General features: G+C 68.8%; 21 protein-coding genes. 10 read left to right on the top strand and 11 right to left on the bottom strand.

What is annotated here, in order from left to right; genetic code table 11:
* The first annotated feature begins 27 nt into the window (after positions 1 to 27).
* Positions 28 to 918 carry a phosphatidate cytidylyltransferase gene (locus ACFYTQ_RS01170; RefSeq protein WP_387356965.1) on the top strand — a complete coding sequence of 297 codons (891 nt, stop codon included), beginning with the start codon at positions 28 to 30 and terminating at the stop codon, positions 916 to 918.
* Between the two features lie 19 nt (positions 919 to 937).
* Here the strand turns inward: ACFYTQ_RS01170 and ACFYTQ_RS01175 are convergent, their stop codons facing one another.
* Positions 938 to 1297 (bottom strand): lipopolysaccharide assembly LapA domain-containing protein, encoded by a 360-nt coding sequence (locus ACFYTQ_RS01175; RefSeq protein WP_387356023.1) that lies wholly within the window; start codon positions 1295 to 1297, stop codon positions 938 to 940.
* A 103-nt stretch (positions 1298 to 1400) separates the two neighbouring features.
* Between ACFYTQ_RS01175 and rlmN the strand changes: the two genes are divergently transcribed.
* Together rlmN and ACFYTQ_RS01185 are read left to right on the top strand one after the other, a co-directional pair.
* A complete protein-coding gene (gene rlmN, locus ACFYTQ_RS01180) occupies positions 1401 to 2510 on the top strand; it encodes a 23S rRNA (adenine(2503)-C(2))-methyltransferase RlmN (protein WP_387356024.1) in 1110 nt (369 codons plus the stop codon).
* 231 nt (positions 2511 to 2741) lie between these two features.
* On the top strand, positions 2742 to 4367 hold the full coding sequence (locus ACFYTQ_RS01185) for a DEAD/DEAH box helicase (RefSeq protein ID WP_387356025.1): 1626 nt from the start codon (positions 2742 to 2744) through the stop codon (positions 4365 to 4367).
* A gap of 51 nt (positions 4368 to 4418) precedes the next feature.
* On the opposite strand, the gene ACFYTQ_RS01190 is transcribed toward ACFYTQ_RS01185, so the two are convergent.
* Positions 4419 to 4799: a hypothetical protein gene (locus ACFYTQ_RS01190; protein WP_387356027.1), complete on the bottom strand. Its 381-nt coding sequence runs from the start codon at positions 4797 to 4799 to the stop codon at positions 4419 to 4421.
* Between the two features lie 98 nt (positions 4800 to 4897).
* Here ACFYTQ_RS01190 and ACFYTQ_RS01195 point away from each other — a divergent pair, with 98 nt between their 5' ends.
* Both ACFYTQ_RS01195 and ACFYTQ_RS01200 read left to right on the top strand, forming a co-directional pair.
* Complete coding sequence (locus ACFYTQ_RS01195; RefSeq protein ID WP_387356029.1) at positions 4898 to 5557, top strand: hypothetical protein; 660 nt, start codon at positions 4898 to 4900, stop codon at positions 5555 to 5557.
* Between the two features lie 48 nt (positions 5558 to 5605).
* Positions 5606 to 6268, top strand: a complete 663-nt coding sequence (locus ACFYTQ_RS01200) for a LysR substrate-binding domain-containing protein (protein WP_387356030.1) — start codon at positions 5606 to 5608, stop codon at positions 6266 to 6268.
* 7 nt (positions 6269 to 6275) lie between these two features.
* Here the strand turns inward: ACFYTQ_RS01200 and ACFYTQ_RS01205 are convergent, their stop codons facing one another.
* The gene (locus ACFYTQ_RS01205) at positions 6276 to 6557 is read right to left on the bottom strand and encodes a DUF2631 domain-containing protein (protein WP_387356032.1); all 282 of its coding nucleotides are present in this window, start codon (positions 6555 to 6557) and stop codon (positions 6276 to 6278) included.
* 117 nt (positions 6558 to 6674) lie between these two features.
* Between ACFYTQ_RS01205 and dxr the strand changes: the two genes are divergently transcribed.
* Entirely contained in the window at positions 6675 to 7814 is a 1140-nt protein-coding gene (dxr, locus tag ACFYTQ_RS01210; protein WP_387356034.1) for a 1-deoxy-D-xylulose-5-phosphate reductoisomerase, read from the top strand.
* Positions 7815 to 7835: 21 nt separating this feature from the next.
* Positions 7836 to 9062, top strand: coding sequence for a M50 family metallopeptidase (locus tag ACFYTQ_RS01215; RefSeq protein WP_387356036.1), 1227 nt, complete (start codon positions 7836 to 7838; stop codon positions 9060 to 9062).
* Between the two features lies 1 nt (position 9063).
* On the opposite strand, the gene ACFYTQ_RS01220 is transcribed toward ACFYTQ_RS01215, so the two are convergent.
* From ACFYTQ_RS01220 to ACFYTQ_RS01250, 7 genes are all read right to left on the bottom strand, one after another.
* The gene (locus ACFYTQ_RS01220) at positions 9064 to 10104 is read right to left on the bottom strand and encodes an NAD(P)-dependent alcohol dehydrogenase (RefSeq protein ID WP_387356037.1); all 1041 of its coding nucleotides are present in this window, start codon (positions 10102 to 10104) and stop codon (positions 9064 to 9066) included.
* A 99-nt stretch (positions 10105 to 10203) separates the two neighbouring features.
* A complete protein-coding gene (locus ACFYTQ_RS01225; RefSeq protein ID WP_387356038.1) occupies positions 10204 to 11196 on the bottom strand; it encodes a sigma-70 family RNA polymerase sigma factor in 993 nt (330 codons plus the stop codon).
* Positions 11193 to 12671: a DHA2 family efflux MFS transporter permease subunit gene (locus ACFYTQ_RS01230; RefSeq protein WP_387356039.1), complete on the bottom strand. Its 1479-nt coding sequence runs from the start codon at positions 12669 to 12671 to the stop codon at positions 11193 to 11195. Before ACFYTQ_RS01230 ends, ACFYTQ_RS01225 begins: the two co-directional genes overlap by 4 nt.
* An 82-nt stretch (positions 12672 to 12753) precedes the next feature.
* Positions 12754 to 13047, bottom strand: coding sequence for a hypothetical protein (locus ACFYTQ_RS01235; protein ID WP_387356040.1), 294 nt, complete (start codon positions 13045 to 13047; stop codon positions 12754 to 12756).
* Positions 13048 to 13073: 26 nt separating this feature from the next.
* Positions 13074 to 13520, bottom strand: coding sequence for an iron chaperone (locus ACFYTQ_RS01240; protein WP_387356042.1), 447 nt, complete (start codon positions 13518 to 13520; stop codon positions 13074 to 13076).
* 69 nt (positions 13521 to 13589) lie between these two features.
* Positions 13590 to 14192 carry a class I SAM-dependent methyltransferase gene (locus ACFYTQ_RS01245; RefSeq protein ID WP_387356967.1) on the bottom strand — a complete coding sequence of 201 codons (603 nt, stop codon included), beginning with the start codon at positions 14190 to 14192 and terminating at the stop codon, positions 13590 to 13592.
* A gap of 54 nt (positions 14193 to 14246) precedes the next feature.
* Positions 14247 to 14669, bottom strand: a complete 423-nt coding sequence (locus tag ACFYTQ_RS01250) for a DUF4254 domain-containing protein (RefSeq protein WP_387356043.1) — start codon at positions 14667 to 14669, stop codon at positions 14247 to 14249.
* Positions 14670 to 14871: 202 nt separating this feature from the next.
* Here ACFYTQ_RS01250 and ACFYTQ_RS01255 point away from each other — a divergent pair, with 202 nt between their 5' ends.
* The gene (locus ACFYTQ_RS01255; protein WP_387356045.1) at positions 14872 to 15753 is read left to right on the top strand and encodes a helix-turn-helix domain-containing protein; all 882 of its coding nucleotides are present in this window, start codon (positions 14872 to 14874) and stop codon (positions 15751 to 15753) included.
* Positions 15750 to 15956: a DUF397 domain-containing protein gene (locus ACFYTQ_RS01260; RefSeq protein ID WP_387356046.1), complete on the top strand. Its 207-nt coding sequence runs from the start codon at positions 15750 to 15752 to the stop codon at positions 15954 to 15956. Before ACFYTQ_RS01255 ends, ACFYTQ_RS01260 begins: the two co-directional genes overlap by 4 nt.
* 45 nt (positions 15957 to 16001) lie before the next feature.
* Here the strand turns inward: ACFYTQ_RS01260 and ACFYTQ_RS01265 are convergent, their stop codons facing one another.
* Positions 16002 to 16385 (bottom strand): MerR family transcriptional regulator, encoded by a 384-nt coding sequence (locus ACFYTQ_RS01265; protein ID WP_387356969.1) that lies wholly within the window; start codon positions 16383 to 16385, stop codon positions 16002 to 16004.
* A gap of 54 nt (positions 16386 to 16439) precedes the next feature.
* Here ACFYTQ_RS01265 and ACFYTQ_RS01270 point away from each other — a divergent pair, with 54 nt between their 5' ends.
* Entirely contained in the window at positions 16440 to 17285 is an 846-nt protein-coding gene (locus ACFYTQ_RS01270) for an LLM class F420-dependent oxidoreductase (protein ID WP_387356047.1), read from the top strand.

The raw sequence follows: 17285 nt of genomic DNA on the forward strand, positions 1-17285 counted from the left end.
GCCGAACAAACCGCGGCCGGTGATGCGATGCCGACCGGCGATGTGACCGGCGGGGCCGCCGACCAGGCACCGGCCCCGCAGGGACCGCCGAGCGGTAGGTCCTCGCGGGCGGGCCGCAACCTGCCCGCGGCGCTCGGCGTCGGATTCACGCTGGGCCTGTCGCTGATCGCGATCCTGCTGTTCGCGCCGAAGATCCTCATCGGCGTGGTCGCGGTCGCCATCGCCGTCGCCACCTGGGAGGTGGCCAAGCGACTGCGCGAGGCCGATGTGCTCGTGCCGCGCATCCCGTTGATCGCGGGCGGTCAGGCGATCATCTGGCTGTCCTGGCCGTACGGCACCGCGGGCGTGGTGGGTTCGTTCGCGGCGACCGCGCTGTTGTGCATGGCGTGGCGGCTGTTCGACCACGGGCTCGACGCGCATCCGCGAAACTTCTTGCGCGACACCGCGATCACCGTCTTCGTCTTGAGCTGGATTCCGCTGCTGGCCTCGTTCGCGACGATGCTGCTGCTCGAGGACAAGGGCAACCTGCGGGTGCTCACGTTCATGATCCTGGTGGTGTGCTCGGACGTGGGCGGTTACGTCGCGGGCGTGCTGTTCGGCAAGCATCCGATGGTTCCGGCGATCAGTCCGAAGAAGTCCTGGGAGGGTTTCGTCGGCTCCCTCGTCTTCTGCGTCATCGGCGGCCTGCTCACGGTGACGCTACTGCTGCAAGCGAATTCGATGATCGGCGTCCTGGTCGGCGTCGCCGTCGTCCTGGTGGCGACCTGCGGCGACCTCATCGAATCCCAGGTCAAGCGCGAACTCGGCATCAAGGACATGGGCACCCTGCTCCCCGGCCACGGCGGCATCATGGACCGCCTGGACTCGATGCTCCCGTCCGCACTCGTCTCCTGGCTCGTCTTCACCGCCCTGCTCTGACCCGCGCCGCGACGTCGACCTACCGCTTCGCGGCCCGCCGCAACTGGAGGATGCGACCGCCGCCGACCAACGCCATCACCAGGGCCCCCGCGATCACCGACAACAGGATCGTCACACCCAGCGGCTGGGTGAAACTCCAGAAGAACATGTGCACCTGCTGCTGCTCGGAGTTCTGCAGAATGAAGATCAACAGCAGGATGCCGAGGATCGCGGCCGCGACGAGCGCCGTCCAGGTGTAACCGGTGCGGGTGCGCAACGATCGTCGGCGGACCGGCGTGCTGGTCGTCGCGGGGTCGGGCGTGTGCGTCACCGGAGGCTGCGCGGGCTCGTCGGGATGCACGGGGGTTTGATTCGGGTTCGGAACCGCATCGCTGGTCATATCCTGGCCATTCCCGGTGGCTATCGGCGCTACACGTCCCCGGGCGGGGCAATCGGTGGCCGGTCCGCGCGCGGTCGCCGACGGATGGGACACTGGAGTGGTTATGACGACCTCCCTCCCGCTCGTGTTCGATGCTCCGCGCCGTGGCATGCCGCCGCGGCACCTCGCCGACCTCGACGCGGACGAGAGGCGCGCGGTGGTCCAGGAACTGGGCCTGCCCAAGTTCCGCGCCGACCAGATCGCCCGGCAGTACTACGGCCGCCTGCAAGCGGATCCGGAGCGGATGACCGACCTGCCCGCGCCCGTGCGCGCGAAGGTCGCCGAGGCCCTGTTCCCGCCGCTGCTGACCGAGGTCCGGCACGTCGTCTGCGACGACGGCACCACCCGCAAGACGCTGTGGCGCGCGGGCGACGGCACGCTGCTCGAGAGCGTGCTCATGCGTTACCCGGACCGCAACACCCTCTGCATCTCCAGCCAGGCGGGCTGCGGCATGGCCTGCCCGTTCTGCGCCACCGGCCAGGGCGGCCTGAACCGCAACCTGTCCACCGCCGAGATCGTCGACCAGGTCCGCGCCGCCGCGGCCGCCCTCCGCGACGGCGAGGTCGCGGGCGGCCCCGGCCGCCTGTCCAACATCGTCTTCATGGGCATGGGCGAGCCCCTGGCGAACTACAAGCGGGTGGTCAACGCCGTCCGCCGAATCACCTCCCCGGCACCGGACGGCCTCGGCATCTCCCAGCGCAACGTCGTCGTCTCCACGGTCGGCCTCGCCCCCGCGATCCGCAAACTCGCCGACGAGGGCCTGTCGGTGACCTTGGCCGTCTCCCTGCACACCCCCGACGACGAACTCCGCGACACCCTCGTCCCCGTCAACAACCGCTGGTCCGTCGCCGAAGTCCTCGACGCCGCACGCTATTACGCCGACACCACCGGCCGCCGCGTCTCCATCGAGTACGCCCTCATCCGCGACATCAACGACCACCCGTGGCGCGCCGACATGCTCGGCAAAAAACTCCACCAGGCCCTCGGCCCCCGCGTCCACGTCAACCTCATCCCCCTCAACCCCACCCCCGGCAGCAAATGGGACGCCAGCCCCAAACCCGTTGAGCGCGAATTCGTTCGACGCGTCGAGGCCCAGGGCGTCCCCTGCACCGTCCGCGACACCCGCGGCCAGGAGATCGCCGCCGCGTGTGGGCAACTCGCCGCGGAGGGCTAGCCGCGGGGGAGTGACCGCCGCTACACGATGTCGTATAACCGCAATGCTCGAGCTACTGTGGACGTCGGGCGCCGATCATGGCCGCCCGGCGTCGTAGATTGCGTGTGGCACTGCTTTTCCTGCGGCGATCGATTTTGCCCATCGGCAATCTCGCCATTTGCGTGCCCGGCGCGGATACTGTTCCGCTGCGTGTGACCGGGGCACCCTTGCCCGAAAGACGTTGACAGTACTGTGAATTCAGAGACCTCCTTCGCCGCGCTCGGCGTGCGCGACCCCTTGGTGCGCGCCCTCGAGCGGGCGGGCATCACCTCCCCGTTCCCGATCCAGACCGATACGCTGCCCGACAGCCTCGCCGGTCGCGATGTCCTGGGCCGCGGCCGCACCGGCAGCGGCAAGACGCTGGCCTTCGCGATTCCGACCGTCGCGCGGCTGGCCGGGGGACACCGCAGCCTCGAGGGGCCGCGCGGGCTGATCCTCGCTCCCACCCGCGAGCTCGCGACCCAGATCGCGACCGCGCTCGAACCCTTGGTCCTCCCGTACTCGATGCGGGTGACCACCATCTTCGGCGGCGTCTCCCAGCAGCGGCAGGAACGCGCGCTGCGCCAAGGCGTCGATATCGTCGTGGCCTGCCCGGGCCGCCTCGAGGATCTGATGCGGCAGCGGCTGATCTCGCTCGACGCGGTGCGCATCACCGTGATCGATGAGGCCGACCACATGGCCGACCTGGGCTTCCTGCCCGGCGTCACCCGCATCCTCGCCGCCACCCCGGCCGACGGGCAGCGGCTGCTGTTCTCGGCCACGCTGGACAACGGCGTCGACAAGCTCGTGAAGCGGTTCCTGCCCGACGCGGTCCGGCATTCGGTCGATTCGGCCGCCTCGCCGGTGACGTCGATGACCCATCACGTCTTCGAGGTCGCCAACCCCGAGGCCAAGAAGGACCTGGTCCACACCCTCGCCTCCGGCACCGGCCGCCGAATCCTGTTCATGCGCACCAAACATCACGCGCGCCGCCTGGCCAAGACGCTGACCGCCGCCGGAATCCCCGCGGTCGATCTGCACGGCAACCTCGCCCAGGGCGCCCGTGACCGCAATCTGGAGACCTTCGCCTCCGGCCGCGCCAAGGTCCTCGTCGCCACCGATGTCGCCGCGCGCGGCGTCCACGTCGACGGCGTCGAACTCGTCGTGCACGTCGACCCGCCCGCCGAACACAAGGCGTACCTGCATCGTTCGGGCCGCACCGCCCGCGCGGGCAGCGCCGGCGACGTGGTCACCATCGTGCTCCCCGACCAGCGCAAGGACCTGGCCACCCTGCTCCGCAAGGCCACCATCACCGCCCGCCCGCAACAGGTCACGTCCGCCTCCCCGGAGGTCATGGCCCTGGTCGGCGAGGTCGCCGCCGCGGTCGCCCCGACCCCGCCCGCGCCGAAACCGGTGCGCGCCAACGGTTCCCCGAACTCCGGCGGCTCGGCCTCACGCGGATCCGGCGCCCCCCGCCGCCCCCGCGCCAAGAACACCCGCAACCCGCACGGCACCCGCACGGAAACCGCACGCAACTCGTACGCCGAGGGCCGCTCGCAGGGCACTCGTACGGAAACCGCACGGAACTCGCACGCGCAGGGCGCTCGTACGGAAACCGCACGCAACACCTACGCCGAGGGCCGCTCGCACGGAACTCGTACGGAACCCGCTCGGAACTCCCACGCCGACGGCCGCCGCACCGAACCCGCACGGAACTCGTACGCCAAGCGCACCGAGACCCCCGCGCGCGGCAATCAGCGCGCGACACAAGCACATTCGGCCGGAAACCGCACCGGCGCCGCCCGCAACGAACGCCGCCGCGCCACCCGTTCCTGGTGACCGAGTAATCGCCCCACGCCCGCCCGATCCCGTGATCCGGCGGGCGTCGGCCTATCTCCGCCCCGCCAGCCACCGCCAGCGGGGGAGTTCCGCCACCACGGCCGCGACCGCCAACACCACGACCACCACCGCCAGCCACACCGGCCAGACGAACCACACCGACACCGCCGCCGCCACGAGTTGCAGCACCACGATCCCGATCGTCACCACGCCCGGCACCGCAATCAGCGCCCGCACCTTGTCGCCCGGCGTGCCGAACACCGACGGCAGCCCGATCAACACCACCAGCGACAGCGCCGACAGCACGATCGACACCGAGGCGAGCGCCCACGGCGTGGCGATCCACGCGATCAGTTCGGTCGAGAACCGCAGCACCGAGGCGACGCGGCTGTCCGGAGCTTCGCCGCCCGGACCGCGGTCAGTCTGTTTCACGATTCCGGCAGCGTACCGACCCCTCTTTCTTTCCGCGACGCGCGTGTTCCCATCCCGAATCACCGGTGAGAGGGACATCACAGTCATACCATCGACGCATGTCGGACCCGTGGAGCGGATCAATGATGATCGAGGGGCGGGTGGTGCCGAGCGCGTCGGGTGGTCCCCGGATCGAATTCCGAAGCGGCCCAGGCGAAGCCATCGCCGTCGCGGAACGCGCGGAGCCGGTCGCCTCGGGCCGCCGGTTCCCGTTCGCGTTGGGGCGCAACAAGTCTCGCGGCGAAACCCATCTGCTGACCTACTCCGACGGCTATCGGGTGCGCATCGGCTCGAGCGGCGACGCGCAGACGGTCCTGGAGAGCGAGACGGGCACGCGGCTGGGCATCATCCTGGTAACCGACACGGCCACAGCCATTTCGATCACTGCGGGCACCCTGTTCCACTTCGTCCCGCACCCCGAGGAGGCCCGCACCCCCGACGTGTTCCGGCTGCTCGTCCTCGATGTGTTCGGCGTCGAGATGGGTCGCCTGAATCTCATCCGCACCCCACAGGGCTGGGGCCGCCGCGACGACACCGCCGACACCCACCTGTGGTGGGACCGCACCGGCGAACACCTGCCGCACCCGATCCTCGGCGCCCGCTTGGCCGTGGAGCGCCGCATCGACCGCGACGAACGCGACGCCCTCCTCGCCGCCTGCGTGGACATGGTCCTCGCCCTGCGGCCCTACATCACCGAGCTGAAACGCCTCGACGATTGAGGCTTGCGGTACCTCTCGACGACCCGTGTGTGCAATACCCTGACACGAATGACCGGATCAACTCCCGACGCGCTGCGCGTGGGCTACGTGCCGGGCGTGATCGTGTCCAAATGGGAAAGAGTCTGGGCCGAACGCTTTCCCGAGCGCCCCCTCGCCCTTGTCGCGGTCCCGCAAGCCGACCAGGAAACCGCGATCCACGAGTCCCGAGTGGACATGTGCTTCGTCCGCCTCCCGATCGACCGCGCGAAGACGCACGCCATCCCCCTCTACGAGGAGCGCCCGGTCGCCGTGATCCCCACCGACCACCCCATCTCCCTGTACGAGGAGATCACCCTCGCCGACCTCGCCGACGAACGCCTCCAGGACGCCACCGACCTCGACGCCCTCGCCGACACCGTGGCCCTGGTGGCGGCCGTCGGCGGCGCGGCGGTCATGCCGCAATCCCTGGCCCGCCTGCACCACCGCCGCGACCTCACCTACCGTCCGCTCACCGACGCCGAACCCACCGCGATCGCCCTGGCCTGGCTGATCGACAACCCGAACGAGGCGATCGAGGATTTCATCGGCGTCGTCCGCGGCCGCACGGCCCGCAGCTCCCGCGCCCCACGCACGGAACCCGTTGCGCCCCAACGCAACAACAAACGACCGGAGGCCGCTCGCAAGAAGCAACCCGCCGGTCGTCCCAGAACCGCGAAGCGTCGCGGTCGCTGACCAAGCCCTACCGCGGCTTGTTCCGCAGCACCCGATCCCGGATCAGCACACCCGCCAGCAACGCCGCGAACAAGATCAGGAAGATGTACCCGATGTTCCCGGTGCCCGACGAGGACCCCTGCGGCCCCTCGAACAGCATGGCGAGCAGGATGACCACCACGACCCATCCGGCGATGCGGAAGGCGCGCGGCGACTCACCGCTCCAACCCCACGCGGCGGACGGAACCTCGGCGGGGTCGACCTTGGTGACGACACCGGCACTCGTCTTCTCCAGTTCCGTGGCGGCCACGTTCGCTCCCATCGGCTCGTTCGGATAGCGCTTTCGCCAATATCGTGGCATACGACCGGTCGTCGTAGCCAGCGGGGTGAGCGGGTGTCGGCCGCGCGGGTCCGCGACAATGTGAGGGTGTCCGACATCGTGAGAGTCCTGCTGCTGGGCAGCACCGGTTCCATTGGCACGCAAGCCCTGGAGGTGATCGCCGCCGACCCGGACCGCTTCCAGGTGGTGGGACTCGCCGCGCGCGGCGGCAATACGGACCTGTTGGCCGAGCAGATCCGGGCCACCGGCACCACGAACGTCGCCGTCGCCGACCCGGCCGCCGCCACGAAACTCGGTGTGCCCCTTGCCGGTCCGGACGCGGCCACCGAACTGGTCCGCCGCACCGACGCCGATGTCGTGCTCAACGCGCTGGTCGGCTCGCTCGGCCTCGGACCCACGCTGGCCACCCTCGAATCGGGCCGTCGCCTCGCCCTCGCCAACAAGGAGTCGCTCGTGGCGGGCGGTTCCCTGGTGACCCGCGCGGCCGCGCCCGGCCAGATCGTGCCCGTCGACTCCGAACACTCCGCGATGGCCCAATGCCTGCGCGGCGGCCGCGAATCCGAGGTGGCCCGCCTGGTGCTGACGGCCTCGGGCGGCCCGTTCCGCGGCTGGACCGCCCCGATGCTGGACTCGGTGAGCCCCGCCGAGGCCAAGGCCCACCCCACCTGGTCGATGGGCCAGATGAACACGCTGAACTCCGCGACCCTGGTGAACAAGGGCCTGGAGCTCATCGAGGCGCACATGCTGTTCGGCATCGCCTACGACGACATCGACGTCACCGTGCATCCCCAGTCGATCGTGCACTCGATGGTCACCTTCACCGATGGCTCCACCATCGCCCAGGCCAGCCCGCCCGATATGAAACTGCCCATCGCCCTGGCCCTCGGCTGGCCCGACCGCGTCCCCGGCGTGCTCGCGCCCCTCGACTTCACGCAGGCGTTCACCTGGGAATTCGCCCCGGTCGACAACGAGGTCTTCCCCGCGGTCGAACTGGCCCGCCAGGCCGGGAAGGCGGGCGGCTGCGTGACCGCGGTCTACAACGCCGCCAACGAGATCGCGGTCGAGGCGTTCCTCGCGGGACGGCTGCGATTCCCCGATATCGTGCGGACGGTCGCGGGTGTGGTCGAGTCGGCCGACCGTTGGCGCGCGGAACCCGCTACCTTGGACGAGGTGCTCGCGGCCGACGCGTGGGCGCGGGAACGTGCGCGCACGCACGTGGGCAACTGACGCAGGAGGGTTCGGAACCGCATGGGCTTCGCGATCGGATTCGTGCTGTTCGCGCTCGGCATCACCATCTCGGTAGCGCTGCACGAGTGCGGGCACATGTGGACCGCGCAGGCCACCGGGATGAAGGTGCGGCGTTATTTCATCGGCTTCGGGCCGAAGGTGTTCTCCTTCCACCGCGGCGAGACCGAATACGGCCTGAAGGCGTTGCCGCTGGGCGGTTTCTGCGATATCGCGGGCATGACCGCGCTGGACGAGATCGACGAGCGCGATCTGGACCGGGCCATGTACCGGCAGGCCACCTGGAAGCGGCTGGTCGTCATGTTCGGCGGCATCTTCATGAACTTCCTGCTCGGCTTCCTGCTGATCGTGGTGTTGGCGATCGGGTGGGGCCTGCCGCGCATCAACGACACCCCGCCCGACACGATGATCGACACGCCGTCCTGTGTGGCGAACGAGAAGCCGAAGGCCGAGGGCTACGAGCCGTGCACGGGCAGCGGCCCGGCCGGGGCGGCGGGCCTGAAGCGCGGCGACCTCGTGACCGCCATCGACGGCAAGCCGATCCACACCTGGGAAGAGTTCCGCACCAACACCGAGAGCAAGACGGGCCCGATCGTCTACACCGTCCGGCGCGACGGCTCGACCCTCGACGTCACCGTCGTCCCGCAGCAGGCGATCACCTACGTCGATCCCGTCACCAAGAAGGCCACCGACACTCCGCGCACGGTCTCCCGGGTCGGCGTCGGCAAGATGCTCATGTACGACCCGGTGAAGTACGGCGTGCTGGCGGCGATCCCGGCCTCGGCCGCGTTCACCGGGACGATGTTCGTCAACGTGGCCGAATCGCTGGCGCACATGCCCGCGAAGGTGGTCAGCCTGTGGCACGCGGTCACCGGCGGGCAGCGCGACGCCGACACCCCGATCAGCGTGTACGGGGCGAGCCGGATCGGCGGCGAGACCGTGGAGCACGGGCTGTGGAACGCCTTCGTCCTGACCCTCGCGAGCCTGAACTTCTTCCTCGGCGCGTTCAACCTGTTGCCGCTGCTGCCGTTGGACGGCGGCCACATCGCGGTCGTCGTCTACGAGAAGCTGCGCAACATGATCCGCGGTCGCCGCGGTCTGCCGCCCGGCGCGCCCGTCGACTACCTCAAGCTCCTGCCCGCGACCTACGCGGTCGTGGTGATCGGCGGCGCCTTCACCGTGCTGACCCTGGTGGCCGATGTGGTGAATCCGATCAAGCTGTTCCCGTGACCTAGCCGTTGGGCCGAATCACCGCCCGCCCGTTGATCTTTCCGCTGTGCAGCAGTTCGTAGGCGTGCGGCGCGTCGTCGAGGGCGAACGTCTCGACGTGCACGTCGATCGCCCCGGCCCGCGCGAGATCGAGGACCTCGCGGAGTTCGCCGCGGCTGCCCCAGTAGGGCGCGGTCACGTTCACCTCGAACGGCAGCGCCCCGAACCCCACGGGCACGGTGCCGCCGCCGATTCCGACGATGGTGATGTCGCCCTCCATCGCGACACAGCCCGCGGCCGTCGCGGTCGTCGGCGCGGCGCCCACGAAATCGAACACCGCGGTCGCGCCCCGCCCCTCGGTCAGCTCCTTCACCCGCCCCGCGGCCTTGTCGTCGGAGCGGACGGTCTCGTGCGCGCCCACGGTCCGCGCGAGCTCGAGCTTGTCCTCGCTGACGTCCAGGGCGATCACCCGCGCCGGACACAGCGCCCGCAACAGCTGAATCGCCACATGCCCCAGCCCGCCCGTCCCGATCACCACGGCCGTGGACCCCGGCACCAACTTCGGCAACGACTTCTTGATCGCGTGATACGGCGTCAGCCCCGCATCGGTCAACGGCACCGTCCGCACCGGATCGAGCCCGTCGAGCGATTCCAGATGCCGCACATCATCCACGATCATGTACTCCGCAATGGCCCCCGGCGCCCCCAACCCGGGCGGAAAGATCCCCAACTCCCCGGCCCGCACACAGTAATTCTCCCGCCCACCCTCACAAGGCCAACACGTCCCACACCCCCACGGCCCATACACCGCCACCGAATCCCCCACCTCGAACCCGGCCACCCCGTCCCCCAACGCCGCAATCGTCCCCGCCCCCTCATGCCCCAACGTCAACGGCAACCGATAAGGAAACTGCTCCGCGGGCCACGACATCACCGCGATATCCGAATGACAAACCCCCGCCGCCGAAACCTCCAACAAAACCTGCCCCGGCCCCGGCTCCGGATCCGCCACGCTCACCACTTCCGGCGCGGCCCCGATACTCCGATACTGCACAGCCTTCATCGCGATACCTCCGTGGTCGAGTCCGAAAAGAACACCCAACGGAAAATCGGATACAGCTCGACCCACCTTACCGAAGACCCCGGGGCCGCGTTCAGCCGCTCACAACACCCCAGGCAACCCGAACCTCTCGAACAACCGCGGCTCCACGAACACCGTGATCCGCTCGATTCGCGAATCCGCAACCGTCAGAACATGAATCGAATGTGCCCGATACACGCTCTCCCCGTCGTCGCGCCGGTAATAAGCCACGGCGGGTTGGGTATTGGCCGACGTGCGGATGCTGCGCCAGGCGAGGCTTGCTTTGGATTCGAAGAATTCGAGGACGTGCGGGCGGCCCGCGAACCAGAGCAGGGCCGGGGGCATTTCCAGGATGACGTCGTCGCGGAGCAGTTCGGCCAGGCCGCGCATATCCGCCTGGGCGAAGGTGCGGGTGTAACGGTCGACGACCGCGCGTTCTTCGGGACTCACCGTCTCCGACATCCGGTCGAGCATCGGGGCCGCCTTGTCGAGTTGAGCGTGGGCGCGTTGCAGGGCGCTGTTGACCGCGGCGGGGGAGGTGTCGAGCAGGTCGGCGACCTCGGCGGCGGACCAGGACAGCACGTCGCGCAGGATCAGCACGGCGCGTTGCCGCGCGGGCAGGTGCTGGAGGGCGGCGATGAACGCGAGCCGGACACCGGAGCGGGCCGCCACGACCGTCGCCGGATCGCCCGAATTGCCCAGCAGCGCATCGGGAATCGGCTCGATCCACGGAATCTCCGGATGCGTCTCCGGCCGCGTCACCACCACCTCGCTCGGCCCGCCGAGGTCCACCGGCAACGCCCGTTTCCCGCGCTGCTCGAGCGCGGTCAGACAGACATTGGTGGCGATCCGATACAGCCAGGTCCGCACCGAGGCCCGCGTCCCGTCGAACCGATCGGCGGCCCGCCACGCCCGCACCATCGTCTCCTGCACCAGATCCTCCGCGTCGTGAATCGACCCGAGCATCCGATAACAATGCGCCAGCAGCTCCGGCCGATACGTCTCGATCCGCTCCGCGAAGTCCTCGCCGACACCCATGACCGCCGAATCTACCGACCTCTCCGCCCGAATCATGCCGTCCTCCGCTCGAATTCGACGCCTGGCGTTTCCGGCCCCGCGAGGGCTACCGCCTCAGCGCCGACGTGCTCCCCGACGCGCTCCGAACCGGATGCCGAATCACCCCCGGGCACCCCACTCGGAATCCACATCCCGATCGCCGCCCCCACCAACGCCAGCCCCGCCCCGCACCCGATCGCCCCCACGAACCCGTCGGTGAACACCCGAGCCGACTCGAATCCCCCGACCGCAGCGAAAACCGCTGCGGGAACGGCGATCCCGAACGCCCCACCCAACTGCCGCAACGCGTTGTAGGTCCCCGAAGCCGCCCCCACCGCGGCCATCGGCACCGCCCGCAACACCGCGCTCTGCGCCGCCGGAATCGCCATCGACACCCCCACCCCGGAGATCACGAACGGCACGACCAACGCCGCGTACGGCAGATCCGGCCGCGCGATCAGCGCGATCCACCCGTACCCGATCGCCTGCATCACCAACCCGGCCACCACCAACGGCCGCTCCCCGAACCGATTCACCTGCCGCCCCGCGATCGGCGCGACCATGAACAACGTCACCGTCCACGGCGCCAGCAGCAAACCCGTACCCAACGGACTGTGCCCGGCCACCACCTGCAAGAACTGCGCGAAGAAGAACGCCCCACAGAACAACGACGCCGCCAACAGGAACCCGGCCGCGTTCCCCGCCGAGAACGCCCGAGACCCGAAGAACCGCATCGGAATCAGCGGCGCCGCGGTCCGCGACTCCCACCGCACGAACCCGATCAACGCCGCCACCCCCACGACGACCACCCCGACCACCTCGACGCTGCCCCACCCCGCGTCGTTCCCGCGCACCAGCGCCCACACCACCCCGAACGCCGCCACGCTCACCAACCCGATCCCCACGTAATCCAAACCCCGTGCCTGCCCGAAACTCTCGTCCAACCGAGTCCGGACCAACGGAATCAACACCGCCCCGATCGGCACGTTCAACCAGAAGATCCACTCCCACGTCAGCCCCTGCACCACGGCCCCGCCCACAAGCGGCCCACCGAGCGTCGCCAAACCCGTTGTGGCCGCGAAGATCCCGAGCGCCCGCGTCCGCTGCTCCGGCGCGAACGCCGCCGACAGCAACGCCAGCGCCACCGGCATCACCGCCGCCGCCCCGGCCCCTTGCACCGCGCGCGCGGCGATCAGCCACCCCAGACTCGGCGCCAGCGCACAGCCCGCGGACGCCACCGCGAACAACGCCAGCCCCCCGACCAGCACCCGCCTGCGCCCGTAGCGGTCACCGAGCGCCGCCCCCGCCATCAGCAACACCGCGAAACTCACGGTGTAGGCGTTCACGGTCCATTCCAATTCGCCGAGCGATGCGCCCAGATCCAGCTGGATCGCCCGCAGCGCGGTGGTGACCACCAGCGCGTCGAGCACGATCATCAATCCGGCGACCGAGGTCAAGGCCAGCACCCAGCGCTGGCCCGTGGTCGTGTTCATATCCGAATCCCTCCTCCGAAAGGTGTCGCGAGTACCTACTCGCGGCACCGCGCGAATTCATCGGAGGGGACCGGATTTCCCGCTAGCGGTCGTTCGGCGGCAGCACGGGCGGGGTGAAGAACTCCTCGAGCGGGGTCGGGCCGGTGTAGCGACGACAGCCGCAGGTCACCCATTCGCGCAGGCCGACGGCGTTCTTGCGGACGATCTCCGCGTGGCACGAGCCCTCGGTCCGGTCGTGCAGGGCGAGATCGTGACCGCATCCGCAGATGGCCGGTTCCGGACGGCCGTTGCGGGCCGGGCGGCGACCGAAACGGCCTGCGGCCCAACCCACTCCGACGAGACCGGCGCCGACGAGGAGGCTGATCGGATCGAACATGCAACCAGTATATGTATACGTATAGCCTATCCGGCGGCCTTCGCCACGAGCTCCGCGATGCGCTTCTCGTTCGCCGCGGTCATCCGCGTCAACGCGAAGGCCGTGGGCCACATGCTGTCCTCGTCCAACTCGGCGGGATCGCTGAACCCGAGGGTCGCGTAGCGCGTCTTGAACTTGGCCGCGGGCTGGAAGAAGCACACCACCTTGCCGTCGCGGGCGTAGGCGGGCTGCCCGTACCACAGCCGCGGCGCGAGCCCCGGCGCGTACTCCCCGACGATCGCGTGCACCCGCTCGGCCATCACCCGATCGGACTCCGACATCTCCGCGATCTTGGCGACCACCTCGGCCTCGGCGTCGGCCGCGCCCGCGGCCTTCTTCAATTCGCGGGCGTGTTCCTTCATCGCCGCGCGCTCCTCGGCGGTGAAGCCGTCGTAGCCCTTCGCGGTCCTGCTGCCCTGTCGCGTGGCGGTCATCGTCGGCTCCTCGGTGTCGTTCGATCGGTACGTCTCGAGCCTAGAAAATCGAACGACCGGAAGGCTTCTTCAATCCTGATCACTTCGCCGGACGGTCGCGCACCACGCGCTCGCCCCGTTCTCGTCGTGGAACCGCGTTCGGATCGAAGCGGATTCGACGGCCTCGACCGCCCACCCGCTACCCGGCCCGAACGCCGCCTCGATCTCGGCACGCGACACCGGATGTGGACCGAGATTCGGCCCCTCATCGCTCAGGCACAGCAGATACAGCGCGCCCCCGGCGGTGGTCGCGGCCGCCAGGCTCGCAACATAGACCCGCCGCTCGTCCGCATCGCAGGTATGGAACATCCCGCAATCGAGCACGGTGTCGAACCGCCGTCCCAGCCGTTCCAGCGCGAACGCGTCGGCCACCTCGAACTCGGCCGCGATCCCGCGCCGCGCGGCCTTCTCCCGAGCCTGGGCGAGCGCGGTCTCGGCCACGTCCACCCCCAGCACCGGCAGCCCGAGCGCCGCGATGTGCAGCGCGTTCTCACCGGTCCCGCACCCCACATCGAGCACGGACCCGGTGAACGCCCCCGCGGCCGCCAGCCGGACGACCGCGGGCTGCGGCCCCCCGATGTCCCAGGGCGGGGGACCGTCCCGATACGAGGCGTCCCACGGCTGCCCCGTCATGCGCTCGTGACTGGTCGGCTTCCGGTCGTCGGTCACGACCTCATCGTGGCACCTTCACGGCCCGCCCGGAAGCCGCCGCCGCCCCGCGTGCACCTCCTCGACGAGGTCCTCGTAAGCGACGGCCAATTCCGCGAGATGTTCCCACGCGTGGCCGAGATCGACATCGTGCGATCCGGAAAGGGCGGCATAGGCGATCGCGGTATAGCGCGCGACCCGATCCACGACCGCGCCGATGGTCTCGGTGTGTACGCGGGCGGCCCCGTGCGCGGGCGGAAGCGAACGGGTGACGCAGTCGTCGATCTCGATGACGAGGTCGATCCGTTCGGTCTCCAACTCGATCACCTCGAATCCGTCGACGGCCAAGCGTCTTTCGTGAATGTCGGTGAGCCGATGCGCGACCCCCAGTATGGGATGGCCGTCCGTATCGACTCCCCGACACGCGTGTAGCAGTTGGTTCTTGGTGGGCAGTGGATTCATGAGCAGCAAAGTTCCCCCAGTTCTGTCCTGGTTTCGCGAAAGTTGTTGTGGCGGAGTGGTGTTCCCGTTCTCGGCGGGCCTTCAGTGTTACTCTTTCCCCGAGCGGGGTGGTAGTTCTCACAAGTTCTTTCGGCGCGATCGGGCCCTGGTTCCACGCGGGCCCTTCCCCATTCAGGCAGACGATTGAATAGCGAGGCTAACGATGGGTTCGACTCTTGCCAGCCGTGCACTCGGCCGACAGTTGCAGAAGTTCCGTGAGCGAGCGGACGTTTCGAAGAACTCGGCCGCGAAGGCCGCGGAGACATCGCCGCAGACATATGGGCGATTGGAAGACGGGGTGAAGCACAATGCCACCAACATGCAGATCAACGCCCTCTGCGACAAACTGAAGGTCAGTGACGACGAGCGTCGGTTGTTGTTGGCGTTGGGGGAGGAGGTGCGGAAGGAGCGGAAGTCGGATGGGAAGTGGTGGCGCGCGTATATCGACGGTACGCAAGTGGACTTCGACCACTATTTGAGCTTGGAGCAGAGCGCCCTGCGCAAGACCACCGTGCAAATCGGTCTCCTGCCCGGGCTTCTCCAAACGGCGGCGTACCGACGGCAACTCGCGTGGTCCGGCCATCCCACCTGGACATCGGAGGATGTGGAGAGACGAGTCACGCTCCTCACTATTCGCCAGGAACGCCTGTCGGATCCGGACTTTGAGTACGAGACGATAATCCCCGAATGGCTCCTCCGTCAGCGGACGGGCGGTCCGGGGGTGATGGGCGATCAGTTGCGTCACCTCCTGACCGAGGGCGAGCGACCGAACGTCTCGATCAGGGTTCTTCCGCTCGACGCGACAGATCCCATAGTCGGCATCGCCAGTTCGTTCGTGCTGCTCGAATTCGGCCCCCTGCCGTTTACCAAGTTGATCGAACCCCCGGTGGTCTTCGTCGAAGGGTTTACCGGCGCTTTGTACCTCGAGACGAAAGACCACCTCGATCCGTACAAGGACGCGCTGGTTCGGGCGCAGCGGGTAGCGTTGGACACGACTGCGAGCAACGATTTGATTCGCCGGGTCCTGAGGGAGTGCTACGAATGATCAGTGATCTGCCGAACCCAACGTGGTTCAAGTCCAGCCGGAGTACCCCGAACGGGGAGTGCGTCGAGGTTGCTCACCTTCATGACGGGTCGGTCGGCGTCCGCGATTCGAAGGACCCCTCCGGTCCCGCGCTCGTGTTTCTCCCCGGCGAGTGGGATGCGTTCACTGCGGCTGTCAGCGGTGGACGTCTCGGCCCAAAGTGACTGACCGGCAGCGTGATTGAGGCTACGGCGTAGTCGTCCTCGCGACTACGCCGTACCCAACTCGCTCTCTTCCCGTACCGCCACCCCCGAATCAACCAGAATCGACGCGAGCAACTCCCGCGACCGTCGCAGATCCGCCGCCACCGCGTCCACCCGATCGATCTCCGACCGCAGAATCCCCACCACCTCGGCGCACGGATCGATCCGGGGCACGGCATCGCGCGTGCACGGCAGCACGCGGCGAATGACCTCGGTGGTCAATCCGGCGGCGAGCAGCGCTCGGATTCGCAGCACCGTGCCGACCGCGCTCTCGTCGAAACTGCGGTAGCCGTTGCCCTTCCGCGCGGCCGTCAGCAGACCCTGCTGCTCGTAGTACCGCAGCGTGCGCGTGCTACTGCCGGTGCGCTCCGCCAACTCGCCGATTCGCATCCTCACCTCGCGCTCTTGACCTTGACGCTGATGTCAATGTTTACCGTAGCCGCCATGCGTATCGGAATCTTCACCGGTGTCACGGACGAGAGCCTCGGCCCCGCCGAGTTGGGCCGGGCGGTCGAGGAGCGCGGCTTCGAATCCCTCTTCGTCGCCGAACACACCCACATCCCCGTCACCGTCCGGACGCCCAACCCCGGCGGCGGCGACATCCCGCACGACTACTACCGCAATCTCGACCCCTTCGTGAGCCTGTCCTTCGCCGCCGCCGCGACCACCCGCCTGCGGCTCGGCACCGGGGTCGCCCTTGTGGTGCAACGAGATCCGATCATCCTCGCCAAGGAGGTCGCGAGCCTGGATCGCGCCTCCGGCGGCCGTTTCGAACTGGGCGTCGGCGCGGGCTGGCTCCGCGAGGAGATCCGCAACCACGGCACCGACCCCCGCACCCGCCTCGCCCTGCAACGCGAACGCCTCCTCGCCATGACCGCCATCTGGACCCAGGAGAAGGCCGAATTCCACGGCGATTACGTCGATTTCGACCCCCTCTATTCTTGGCCCAAACCCGTACAAGACCCGCACCCGCCGATCTGGCTCGGCGGCTGGGGGCCCACCACCCACACCCGCATCCTCGACCACGCCACCGGCTGGCTGGCCCCCGTCGGCATCCCCCTGGACGAGCTCGAAAAGGGCATCGACCAACTGCGGGAGCTGGCCGCCCGCGAAGGCCGCCCACCCGTCCCCGTGATCGCGACCCTGTTCGACCCGCGCCCCGACGACCTGAAACGCCTGGCGGAGTTGGACATTCACCGCGTACTCCTGGGCATCGTCCCGGTCCTGCCACCCACGGAAACCCTGCGCGAACTGGACCGCCTAGCCGAGATCACGTCCCCGCATCGCTGA

Source organism: Nocardia sp. NPDC004068 (assembly GCF_042874315.1).
Classification (GTDB): domain Bacteria; phylum Actinomycetota; class Actinomycetes; order Mycobacteriales; family Mycobacteriaceae; genus Nocardia.

What these genes read in the sequence shown, in the direction of transcription:
- ACFYTQ_RS01170 (WP_387356965.1), top strand. Translation starts at nt 28, where the DNA reads ATGCCGACCGGCGATGTGACCGGCGGGGCCGCCGACCAGGCACCGGCC.
- ACFYTQ_RS01175 (WP_387356023.1), bottom strand. Translation starts at nt 1,297, where the DNA reads ATGACCAGCGATGCGGTTCCGAACCCGAATCAAACCCCCGTGCATCCC.
- rlmN (WP_387356024.1), top strand. Translation starts at nt 1,401, where the DNA reads ATGACGACCTCCCTCCCGCTCGTGTTCGATGCTCCGCGCCGTGGCATG.
- ACFYTQ_RS01195 (WP_387356029.1), top strand. Translation starts at nt 4,898, where the DNA reads ATGTCGGACCCGTGGAGCGGATCAATGATGATCGAGGGGCGGGTGGTG.
- ACFYTQ_RS01200 (WP_387356030.1), top strand. Translation starts at nt 5,606, where the DNA reads ATGACCGGATCAACTCCCGACGCGCTGCGCGTGGGCTACGTGCCGGGC.
- ACFYTQ_RS01215 (WP_387356036.1), top strand. Translation starts at nt 7,836, where the DNA reads ATGGGCTTCGCGATCGGATTCGTGCTGTTCGCGCTCGGCATCACCATC.
- ACFYTQ_RS01220 (WP_387356037.1), bottom strand. Translation starts at nt 10,104, where the DNA reads ATGAAGGCTGTGCAGTATCGGAGTATCGGGGCCGCGCCGGAAGTGGTG.
- ACFYTQ_RS01225 (WP_387356038.1), bottom strand. Translation starts at nt 11,196, where the DNA reads ATGATTCGGGCGGAGAGGTCGGTAGATTCGGCGGTCATGGGTGTCGGC.
- ACFYTQ_RS01230 (WP_387356039.1), bottom strand. Translation starts at nt 12,671, where the DNA reads ATGAACACGACCACGGGCCAGCGCTGGGTGCTGGCCTTGACCTCGGTC.
- ACFYTQ_RS01235 (WP_387356040.1), bottom strand. Translation starts at nt 13,047, where the DNA reads ATGTTCGATCCGATCAGCCTCCTCGTCGGCGCCGGTCTCGTCGGAGTG.
- ACFYTQ_RS01240 (WP_387356042.1), bottom strand. Translation starts at nt 13,520, where the DNA reads ATGACCGCCACGCGACAGGGCAGCAGGACCGCGAAGGGCTACGACGGC.
- ACFYTQ_RS01245 (WP_387356967.1), bottom strand. Translation starts at nt 14,192, where the DNA reads ATGACGGGGCAGCCGTGGGACGCCTCGTATCGGGACGGTCCCCCGCCC.
- ACFYTQ_RS01250 (WP_387356043.1), bottom strand. Translation starts at nt 14,669, where the DNA reads ATGAATCCACTGCCCACCAAGAACCAACTGCTACACGCGTGTCGGGGA.
- ACFYTQ_RS01255 (WP_387356045.1), top strand. Translation starts at nt 14,872, where the DNA reads ATGGGTTCGACTCTTGCCAGCCGTGCACTCGGCCGACAGTTGCAGAAG.
- ACFYTQ_RS01260 (WP_387356046.1), top strand. Translation starts at nt 15,750, where the DNA reads ATGATCAGTGATCTGCCGAACCCAACGTGGTTCAAGTCCAGCCGGAGT.
- ACFYTQ_RS01265 (WP_387356969.1), bottom strand. Translation starts at nt 16,385, where the DNA reads ATGCGAATCGGCGAGTTGGCGGAGCGCACCGGCAGTAGCACGCGCACG.
- ACFYTQ_RS01270 (WP_387356047.1), top strand. Translation starts at nt 16,440, where the DNA reads ATGCGTATCGGAATCTTCACCGGTGTCACGGACGAGAGCCTCGGCCCC.